The sequence below is a fragment of the Bradyrhizobium sp. 35 genome (genome assembly GCF_023073215.1).
In the GTDB taxonomy this organism is placed as follows: Bacteria; Pseudomonadota; Alphaproteobacteria; order Rhizobiales; family Xanthobacteraceae; genus Bradyrhizobium; species Bradyrhizobium canariense_D.
Genome location: NZ_JADPJC010000147.1, coordinates 1 through 10,039, shown reverse-complemented (window position 1 = coordinate 10,039; position 10,039 = coordinate 1). Strand labels below are relative to the sequence as shown.

Below are 10,039 nucleotides of genomic sequence, written 5' to 3'. Positions count from 1 at the left end.
CATCGACGGCCATCCCCATAGCCGCATCGAAGACCTCATGCCGTGGCGATTCCGCAAAACGTCAAGCCAGCCTCAATAGGGTTGCGGCTAAGCGCTTACAGCTATCAGGTGCGCTCAGCTAGCAATGGAGATGGGCCATGTCATCCGAGGGGTGCTGTGTGCCGATGTCATATTCGGCGATTGGGCTGCGCGCGCCAATATCTTGCGCGCAGCGAGTGTTGAAGAGCTCTCCGCCTTACTGAATGCCGAATCGGTCGAGTTGATTTTTCTTGTCGGCAATCCATTCAAATTGCCAGCGGATGTGTTTCGTCGTGTCCACAAAGGCGCCTTCAACTACCACGACGGCCCGCTGCCACGATATGCAGGAACTCATGCCACGTCCTGGGCGCTGCTGGCGCAAGAGGTCGAATACGCAATTAGCTGGCATCGGATCGATCATGGTGTGAATACCGATGGCCTGGTGATTGAACGTCAGCTATCGATCGCGCCCAACGATACTGCGCTAACTCTCAACCGTAAATGTGATCAAGCCGCCATCGTGGGCTTCCGCGAGCTCTTAACTGGCTTGGCGAACGGAGAGCTCAGTGTTCGTCCTCAGGCGGTAGTGGAGAGAAGCGATTTTCCGAGGTCTCGACCACCAGATGCGGCAGGCTGCATGCGGTGGAATCGTGCTGCGGAAAATTTGTCAGCGATGATGCGAGCCTTAGACTTTGGGCCGTATCATTCAAATCCGCTATGTCTGTCCAAGGCTCTGGTAGGCGACGACGTTGTCGTAGTTAGGAGCTTGGAGGTGTCGGCTCGACGCACGGGTTGTCCGGCAGGTACGTTAGTCGAAATCCACCCCAGCCACTGGCGTGTGGCAACAGATACGGAGGATGTTGATGTCTCGTTTGGCAGCGCGGATGGTAACGCGTTGGACGCGCGTGTGCTTGCGAGGGATTTCGATCTGGATGTGGGGGATTGTCTGCCAGTTTTAGGCGATGATCAGGCGCGGAGCATAACTGTCGCCCACGAAATGTTGGCGCCTCAAGAGCGTTTTTGGCGACAGCGGTTTGAGCGGTTCAAGACATTGCAGTTTCCTTTTTTGTCGTCTCGAGAAGCTGGAGCTCGCTACAAATGGCAGTCGAGCTCGTGGTTCGTTCCAAGTGGTTTGGCCGAGCTGTCGCCGACCGATCGTGCGGAATACCTGATAAGCGCGTGGCTCATCTATCTCGCCCGCGTCACCGGCCAATCAGAGCTTCAGTTGGGATGGACTCCCGCACCGAAAAGTTCGCGAGCCGGGTTGAAGATCATAGACGCGCTTGTCGCTTCTGTCGTGCCAATGGAAATTACCATTGACCTCGGTCATGGTTTTGCTGCGGTGCGCAAAGTGGTGGCGGCCGAGTGCGCTCAGCTGAGGGAGTACGATAGCTTTGCGCGGGATCTTATCGCACGTTGTCCGTCGTTGGGGGGTATTGAGCTGCTACGATCGCGCAGACCATGGCCGATTGGCATCACGGTTGTGGCAAATAGCTGTTCTGCTACCGGTGTTAGCCTGAGTTCAGAGGCAATCCTATCCGGTGAATTATTGACGTTTGAGGTTTGTGCTCTAGACGGGCGCTTTCGATTGCACTTTGATGCAAGTCGCTTGGTGGCCGACCAGATCGACCGCATCACGCAGCATCTGCAAAGCCTTTTGTTTGAGGTGGCTGCCGATGCGCATCGGCCGGTGCAACGGATTGGACTGTTGCCGTTCGACGAACGGGTGTACTTGCTAGAGGAGCTGAACCGGACGGCGACGGCCTATCCGTCGGATCGGTGCATCCACGAGCTGTTCGAGGCACAGGTCGCCAAGGCGCCGGACGCGGTGGCGGTGGTCCATGAGGACGAGCGCTTGAGCTATGGCGAGCTCAATGCGCGGGCGAACCGGCTGGCGCATCATCTGATCGGGCTCGGGGTGAAGCCGGACCAGCCTGTGGCGATCTGCCTTGAGCGCGGCGTGGCGATGGTGGTGGGGCTGCTTGCAATCCTCAAGGCGGGTGGCGCCTATCTGCCGTTGGATCCGGCCTATCCGTGCGCACGGCTCAAGCAGGTTCTTGAGGATGCGCAGCCGCAACTGTTGCTGGCCGATGCTGCGGGACGATCCGCGCTGGGCGCCGATGCGCTGGCCGATCTGACGGTGGTCGATCTCGAGACGGCGACATCGGCCTGGGCGAAGCTGCCGGCCTCCGATCCCGACCCGCGTGCGCTTGGCCTGACTTCGCGCCATCTCGCCTATGTGATCTACACCTCGGGATCTACCGGCACTCCAAAGGGCGTCATGGTCGAGCATCGAAGCTTGGTCAACCACACGATTTGGCAGGCGGATAAATTCCATTTCACTACCCACGACGTTTTCTTGCAGCGAACCTCCCCCGCGCTTGATGCCGCCGTATGGGAGCTATGGACAGCCTTGTCGATTGGGGCGCGTTCAATTCTTCTTCCTCGCGACCTGCAATTAGATGTTCGAAAACTTTTAGAGCTACTGGATAAGTATGGTGTCACTGTTCTGCAATTGGTCCCGTCGCTTCTTGCAGCATTGCTTGCGCTTACCGACGTTGAGCAAAAGTATATCGGTTCTTTGCGTTTCACATTCTGTGGTGGAGAGCTTCTTAGAAAAGAATTAGCGAGCAGATGGTTGCAATTGACATCTCAGCCGCTTGTCAATCTCTATGGACCAACTGAGGCGACGATTGACGCGGCTGCTTGGCATTATTCCGCTGGATTTAATAGGTCAGTTGTCCCGATCGGCCGACCGATTGCGAACACGCGGATTTATCTGCTGGACGGTCATGGCGAACTTGTTCCGTTTGGGGCGATCGGAGAGCTTTACATTGGCGGGGCGGGGGTCGCGCGTGGCTATCTGAACCGGCCCGAACTGACGGCGGAGCGGTTCTTGGCCGATCCGTTCAGTGGTGAGGTCGGCGCACGGATGTACCGGACCGGGGATCTCGCGCGGTACCTGCCGGACGGCAATCTGGAGTTTCTGGGCCGCATCGACGACCAGATGAAGATCCGCGGCTTCCGGATCGAGCCTGGCGAGATCGCGGCGCGGCTGGTTGAGCACGCGTCGGTGCGCGACGCGGCGGTGGTTGCGTGCGAGGATCGCAGCGGCGAGAAGCGTCTGGTCGCCTATGTGGTTACGGCTGCGGAGCATGCCGGCGAAGCCGAGGAGACTGAACTTGCCGGCACGTTGCGCACCCATCTTGGTGCGCGGCTGCCCGAGTACATGGTGCCGAGCGCGTTTGTGCGGCTTGCGGCGCTGCCGTTGACGCCGAACGGCAAGCTGGACCGCAAGGCGCTGCCCCCGCCAGAGGATGATGCGTATGCGCGGGCAGCCTATGAGGCGCCGCGGGGCGAGATCGAGATCGCGCTGGCGCAGATCTGGGCCGAGCTTCTGGGCCTGGAACGTGTCGGCCGGCACGACAACTTCTTCGAGCTGGGCGGGCACTCACTGCTGGCACTGCAAGTGCTTGAGCAACTCCGGCGGCGGGGTCTTACCCTCGAACTTTCCGCGCATATCGCGAGTCCCCGCCTCGACCAGTGCGCCGAGAAAGTGCGCTCGCGATCAAAGGACGGTCGAAAATCTGCGGGCCAACTCATTTCTCTTCGAGTCGCCAAGAGTCGGCCGCTTATCCTCTGTCACGCGCGTGGCGGAGGCCTGAGCATCTATAATGACCTCGTGCGGGCGTTGCCACCTACGCAAAACATCTATGGTATTCATGCCCTAAACTTCGGTCACGAACTCGCGAGGGTGCGTTCGATTGACGAGATAGCTGAAGTCTATGCTCGGGCCATTCTTCCAGTGCTACCGGACATGGCTTGTACGCTCGCCGGATGGTCTTTTGGTGGTGTGCTCGCCCACGCCATCGCTGGGGTACTTATTTCCGCACACGTGAGGGTCGATTTTGTGGCTATGATCGATAGTGCCTATCCGTCGGTCCTAGAAGCGCCTCTCAGTCTCTCCATGGACCAGGAATGGTCTGAATTCCTTATATTCCTTGCGGAGGAGGGTGGATTGTCGCCTCAACACGGTGCAACGACCGAAATTCGGCCAGCTGACTTCGCAGCGCTTGCTCTCGCCCTCTCGGGTGCATGGAAAATTGGTGCACCCGCGCTTGAGGAAATCTTCCAAGTGTTCGTTCGCCATATTCGCGCGGGCAGACTCTACGTACCCAAGAAGGTTTCGGCGCTCGGCGTCTCTTACAATCAGAACTCCGCCAACACAGCAACTTCATGGCGCGCTGTCTTCGATAGCGTCATTGAAGCGCCGCCTCTTCCTGGCGACCATCGCTCGCTTCTGAAGCATCCAAACGTAGTTGTCCTCGCGGACGACCTCTCAAATCGCCTGTTCGCCGACGCTGTTCTCCATTCGTCCACCATTGAATAAAAGCCGTGGCGGACTCAGTCACGAGCCAGATCGGGTCCTGGGCCCCTGTGCCGGAGGAGATCAGGCTTTCGAGGTCGCGGGCAAGATCACTCTTCGCACGAATTTCGCCTGTAACCGACCTGAGCTGCTGATTCCGCTCGATGTTGCACGCGCCGCCGCCGACCGGGCATGCTCCCGGCGCCGTTTTCCACGTCTAACTCGATCTGCGCCCGTACTTTGACGGGGGGAGCGGCCGGGTAGGGCCGGCCGGGACAGGTCTGAGCGTCCGATGTAGGAAACCTGCGCAAGCTAGCGGCGGACGGCCAAAGATGACGCGCGACGGGATTTAAGTGGACTTAGGCGGCCGTCCGAATGATCTCGAATCGCACCGCCTTTTCCGGGGGGATCATCAAAACGGCCCCCTGACTCGAACCCCGACTTTCAATACGGCTGTCCTCGCGACGCGAGGCGCCTTGGTCACGGTCCATGAAGCCGCACTCCCGTTTGGATAGCGAGACTAATACGCGGCGCGAACGAAGCGCTATAATCGTGCGACGAATGCCCATTTTCGGTCGGATAAGTCCAGGGGTGCGACCGCTAAGTCATTGATTTTTTCTCAACCCGGCGCTGTCTCTTAACCAGCGGGTCCTCGGAATTCATGCGACAAGCTTCGGGATTTCGTGCTCGATCAATCGCAAGAAATGAGTACGGCGAGCCCCTACAACCATCGATTCTTGAGCTACCAGCGACGGCGCTCCCGAAGGGGCGCCGTTCGCATTTTGGGCCCCATTTCGCAGCGATCGGGTGTTGCGCCTCCAGGATTTGAACTATCGTGGTCCAATATCGCTGGCGAGGTTGTCGTGAAGAATGCCGGTAAGCGTTCGAGCAAAAGCTCATCAGTTGATGCCCACCATTTGCAATACTGGTAGCGGCTTAGTCAGTCCCGACAGTGTTTGCTAACGTTTGTCGCGATGATAGGGCTTTGAGATCGTCGAGATGCCTGATTGGAGGGCAACTTGGTTAGATCAAATTGATGGACTTCGGTCGCAAGGCGCTTCGCGGGAGCTAAAAGGTGATCTGTCACGGCTTGCGCAGCGACCGTCACTCCATCCCAAGGTAGTAACGCTACTCGATTCCCATATTGTCATCGGTGACCAGCGTCTTGCCTGCAGTTGCCTTTAGGATGTGCGGGCATGCCTCGATCTCGGGACCATCCTGACGATAGTCGTCGATCAGTTCGATCAGCCGATCGCGGTCGGCTTTGCTGGACGTAAACTTGGGGATGCCATCGATGCGGTAGATTTCCAGCGTTCGGCGCCAACGAGCATAATCCCAATCGATCCGCATCCGCGACACGACCATGTGGTTCATGAACCGGGCCCCGTAAGGGAAAGCGATGCAGCCCGTTCGCTGGACACGTCGCGAATCGGTGGTGTTTTAGAAGAAGATGCCATCTGGCTTCAGATGTTGCTTCACAAGGGTCCAATAATTCAGACGAGAGCAGATTTGTGGCGTTGGCGCGGAAACGCCATGTCGTATTGGAGATGACTGCATCAAAATGCGCGTCCGGATGATGGCCGAGCCAACGGCGCCCATCGTCCTCGATGATCTTGTCCTTGGGATTGTTCAAGATCGATTCGACGTTGTCGTGTTCCGCAATCAATTCGAGATAGCCGCGATTGATCATCCACGACTGTGAGCGAGGCAAGATTCGGTTGTTTGCGATAATCTGGCCCACGAGCCGGAGGCAAGGCCGATCATCGGCACGTCTCGCGGCGCACGATGGAAGAGGCCCAGCGCGTAGGGGCGGATAATGCTGTTGCGGTCGGATTTTAGATCTGTGTTGAAGCGGCTATCGTACATGCTATTGCCGAATAGCCTGCCATCGATATCGACCGTAATGATCCCACTGTGGTTCTCGACCATATCCGCGAAGTCATAGTCGGAGAGTGTCCTCGCCTGCAGATTCTCCAGTAGGCGAGGGCTCAGCAGAGCAATCGTGACAATGTCAAGCACCAGAATTGCAACGGCGACGCCGCCGAGACGACTCGTTCTTGCTCAGGCACTTGTTGAGCCGCGATCAGCGCGACTGCGCACATCGTGCCGCCAACAAGCAAGATTGCCGCAATCTGCCGAATCCCAAGATGGATTCTCGTTGAACTCGCCATTGGCGCGGAGTCTGGCCATGAGGTTTTCGGGAATGAGAGGAATGATTGTTTTTCCTTTCTTGGTTCGTTGGTTTTCGCTGCGGGCACAGGCCCGCGCATGAAACCAATGGACAGCCTCTTTCGGGGTAGCGGGCGCCAGCAGAAAAGACGAGACCCGCCGTGAGTTTGCACGAGGGGCCCCACACAAAAGAAAAATGTGAAGTGTGGGTGAGACGCGGAGGCCGCGGGGATCTGCTTGCGCTCCAGCGGAGAGGTGTCCCCTCAGGCTGAAAGGCGCGCGATAGCGCGATCGGCAAACGGCCGTTACCCGCAAGGGCCGAGACACGGGCGAAGCCTGCGTAGCCGTAGCTCGGGTCGCGTTAGCGACTAGGACGTGGCCGCCGACGCGCCAGCGGCGGCGGATGCCCCATGCTGATTGCTATTGCGGACCGGCGGCTGGTTACTATCTCATGGCCTTATGCCTGAACTCATGCCCGAGCACGACCTTGTTGACGCGGCCTTCACGCCCGAGCGGCTGAACGCGATACCGATGGACGAGCGCGCGTCGGAAGAGATGCGGGCGTTCTCGCGCCGCCGGCACGATGATGGTGCGGCCCACGTGACCTGGTGGCTGTGGCGCACGCAGGAGAAACATGCGCTCACCTCGCTGAAGCCGTCGCAGGGCTCGATGTTTTTCCTCGACTGCGGGCGGGGTCCCTTCGCGGTCACGGCGGCGCATGTCTATGAGGGGTTTCTTGAGGACCGGGCCGAACGCCGGGTCCGCGGTTGCCAGATTGGGAATGTCGGGTTCAACCCCGAGGAGCGCCTGATCGCGTCGGGTAAAAATCAGGGCATCGACATCGCAACCTTCCGGGTCACGCCGGAAGAAATCGCAGCCACGGGCAAGCGCATCGTGCAGGGCACGGATGGGTCATGGCCGCCGCCGCCGAACATCGGCGAGGCCGTCTTCTTCGGCGGGTTTCCGGGTGATGAGCGCATCCCCATCGCGGCGCATGAGATTTCATTCGGGCTGCACAGCGCCATGGTGCCGCTGACCAGCCACACCGACTACCAGCTCTGCTGTCAGCTCGACAGGGAGTCCCGCGTCGATGTGCGCGGGCTCGGGCTCCCGCCGGAAGGGTATGACCTTGGCGGGGTCTCGGGCGGGCCGATGCTTCAGCCCGTCTATCGCGACGGCCGCTGGGGCTGGCGCCTCGTGGGCGTGCTGTCGGAAGCGGTCGCCGCGGGCAGCTTCGAGCGGGTCACGGCCGTGCGGGCGCATTTCCTTTTGCCGGATGGCAGGCTCTCGCGGTGAAGCTTTGCAAGGTCATCGTTGGCATGGGCCCACCATTGGCGGGATGCCGGGCGCGCCGTATATAGGTAGCATCATAAGCGAGCCCCGCGATCACCATTTCATTCCGGCGTTCTACCTTTCCCAATGGGCGGGTCCGAACGGCAAGTTGATTGAGTATAGCCGCAAGCACGGCAAGCTCATCGCAAAGCCGGTGGGTCCGCGCGCAACCGGGTTCGAGACGGACCTTTACGAATTCGCCGACCTGCCGCCGGAGCAGCGGCAATATCTTGAGAAGGTCTATTTCAACTATCTCGACCGGACGGCCGCCGATGGGCTGGATATTCACCTGGGTCGCGCATCAACCTGGACCAATGAACTCGTGAACGCGTGGTCTCGTTTCGTCTTCGGGACTCATTTCCGCCACCCGCATGCGATGCCGGAGTTGCGCGCGGCGGCGAAGGCCATCTGGGAGGGAAGCGGCGTGGCGCTTCAGGCCGAATGGGACAAAATCAAGCCGGAGAACGCGCCCGCAACATTTGACGAATACCTTGCGACCGTTGATCCGTTTACGGCGGCGAAGATGCGCGTCAATCTCATCATCAAGAACTTCGACAACGAGACGCTCATCGTGCATATGAACCAGATGCACTGGGGTGTCCTCGATGCTCCGGCGTCGGCGGGGCGCATCCTGACCTCGGACCGGCCGGTCTGCATCGACAAGCTTGCCCGGCCCGACGGGGTGATATTTCTCCCTATCAGCCCAACCAAACTGTTCCTGGCCGCAAACGACGAAAAGTCGCTCAAATTGGTCGCGGCGCAGAAGCCGCTTGACATGGTCGAGCGGGTGAACCGGTTTGTCGCCGGGCGCGCGCGCCGGTTCGTGTGGGCGGACAGCGAGGCGCAGGAAAATTTCGTGGGCGCCACGATGTCAACGGAGATGGAGCCGCTGCCGCTCTTCCCCAACATCGGCAAATATCCAAGCGCCGCTTGACCCCGCCACCGTGCCGGCCGATTTGCCTTACCGGGCAGGTGGCTTTCGCGGTTGGATGCTAGAAACAGCAGGACGTGAGCGTAAAATGAAGGCCGACAATATATTTGATATCCCGGATTTGGACGCGCCCATTTACCACATCTATTCGAAGCACTGGTTTCTTGATCTGCTCAAAACCGGAGAGAACGGTTTGGTCAAGCCCCGGATTTGGGACGACCCGTTCGAGAACTTCTTTCTGCGTTCCGAAGTAACGGGGCCGGCTGGCGAGAAAATCTCAATCGAAAACCTCGCCGAGGATTGGTACGGCCAGTGCTGGACGCTGAATGCGGACACGGATGCGATGTGGCGCATTTACAGCCCGGATAAGGACGGCATCAAGGTGCGGACGACGGTCCGCAAATTGTTCGACAGCTTCTATGACGCGCGCGATACCTTTGCCGACCTGAAATATCTAATCGGCAAAGTTCAATACAAAACCGAAGCTGAAATCGCGGCGCTGATGGGGCGGACTACTTTTGCGAACATCGCCTTCGGTGGCCAAGCGACCGGCTTTGCCCGCTTGCTCAGCATCAAGCGCGAAGCGTTCATACACGAAAATGAAGTGCGGTTGCTTTTCCAGGACCTTGATCCCAAGCGCGCCAGCGGTGTCGCTGCGCGCTTTGGGTTCGATGTAAACAAGGTTTGTGACGAGGTCGTCCTCGATCCACGGCTCGACCAGGCGGGCTTTGATGCCTTGGAGTCCGAAATCAAAAGCGCGGGTTGCGCGATCCCCATCTCCCAGTCGACCTTATACCGGGCACCAAAGTTCAACCTTGCGCTGGAATGACCCAGACGGCGCTCCTTCGAATCGAAAGACGAGACATTTAGGGTCTGTACCTAATTAGCGAGTTCTGATTCCCTCGTGCCAAGTTGATTCGGCACGGGGGACTTCGATGCGCAAAGGACTGTTCTGGCTCAACGACAAGCAGTGGGCTCAGATAGAGCCGCATCTGCCAACGAACCAGACCGGCCCGGCGCGCCAAGACGATCGACGCATTATCAGCGGTATCATTCACATGCTCCAGTGCGGCGCACGCTGGCGCGATTGCCCGTCCGACTATGGCCCTTACACGACGATCTATAATCGGTTCAATCGCTGGGCTAAGCGCGGACATTGGCAGGCGATCTTTGAAGCGCTCGCCCGCTGCGGCAAGGACCGAGTGGCTTTGTCGATCGACTCC

General features: G+C 59.0%; 7 protein-coding genes. 5 read left to right on the top strand and 2 right to left on the bottom strand.

All coding sequences use genetic code 11. The features are described 5' to 3' along the window. Positions 1-130: 130 nt before the first annotated feature. Positions 131-4,408 carry an amino acid adenylation domain-containing protein gene (locus tag IVB36_RS31480; protein WP_247394178.1) on the top strand — a complete coding sequence of 1,426 codons (4,278 nt, stop codon included), beginning with the start codon at positions 131-133 and terminating at the stop codon, positions 4,406-4,408. 1,104 nt (positions 4,409-5,512) lie between these two features. Here the strand turns inward: IVB36_RS31480 and IVB36_RS31475 are convergent. Continuing rightward, on the bottom strand, positions 5,513-5,758 hold the full coding sequence (locus tag IVB36_RS31475; protein ID WP_247394177.1) for a hypothetical protein: 246 nt from the start codon (positions 5,756-5,758) through the stop codon (positions 5,513-5,515). A 312-nt stretch (positions 5,759-6,070) separates the two neighbouring features. Beyond that, positions 6,071-6,403: a hypothetical protein gene (locus IVB36_RS31470; protein ID WP_247394175.1), complete on the bottom strand. Its 333-nt coding sequence runs from the start codon at positions 6,401-6,403 to the stop codon at positions 6,071-6,073. Positions 6,404-7,024: 621 nt separating this feature from the next. Here IVB36_RS31470 and IVB36_RS31465 point away from each other — a divergent pair. From IVB36_RS31465 to IVB36_RS31450, 4 genes are all read left to right on the top strand, one after another. Continuing rightward, on the top strand, positions 7,025-7,849 hold the full coding sequence (locus IVB36_RS31465) for a hypothetical protein (RefSeq protein ID WP_247394173.1): 825 nt from the start codon (positions 7,025-7,027) through the stop codon (positions 7,847-7,849). A gap of 43 nt (positions 7,850-7,892) precedes the next feature. Continuing rightward, positions 7,893-8,819, top strand: coding sequence for a DUF4238 domain-containing protein (locus IVB36_RS31460; RefSeq protein WP_247394171.1), 927 nt, complete (start codon positions 7,893-7,895; stop codon positions 8,817-8,819). An 85-nt stretch (positions 8,820-8,904) separates the two neighbouring features. Further along, on the top strand, positions 8,905-9,645 hold the full coding sequence (locus IVB36_RS31455; RefSeq protein ID WP_247394170.1) for a DUF2971 domain-containing protein: 741 nt from the start codon (positions 8,905-8,907) through the stop codon (positions 9,643-9,645). A gap of 106 nt (positions 9,646-9,751) precedes the next feature. Then, the coding region (locus IVB36_RS31450; protein ID WP_247391693.1) for a transposase at positions 9,752-10,039 on the top strand (288 nt) is incomplete at its 3' end.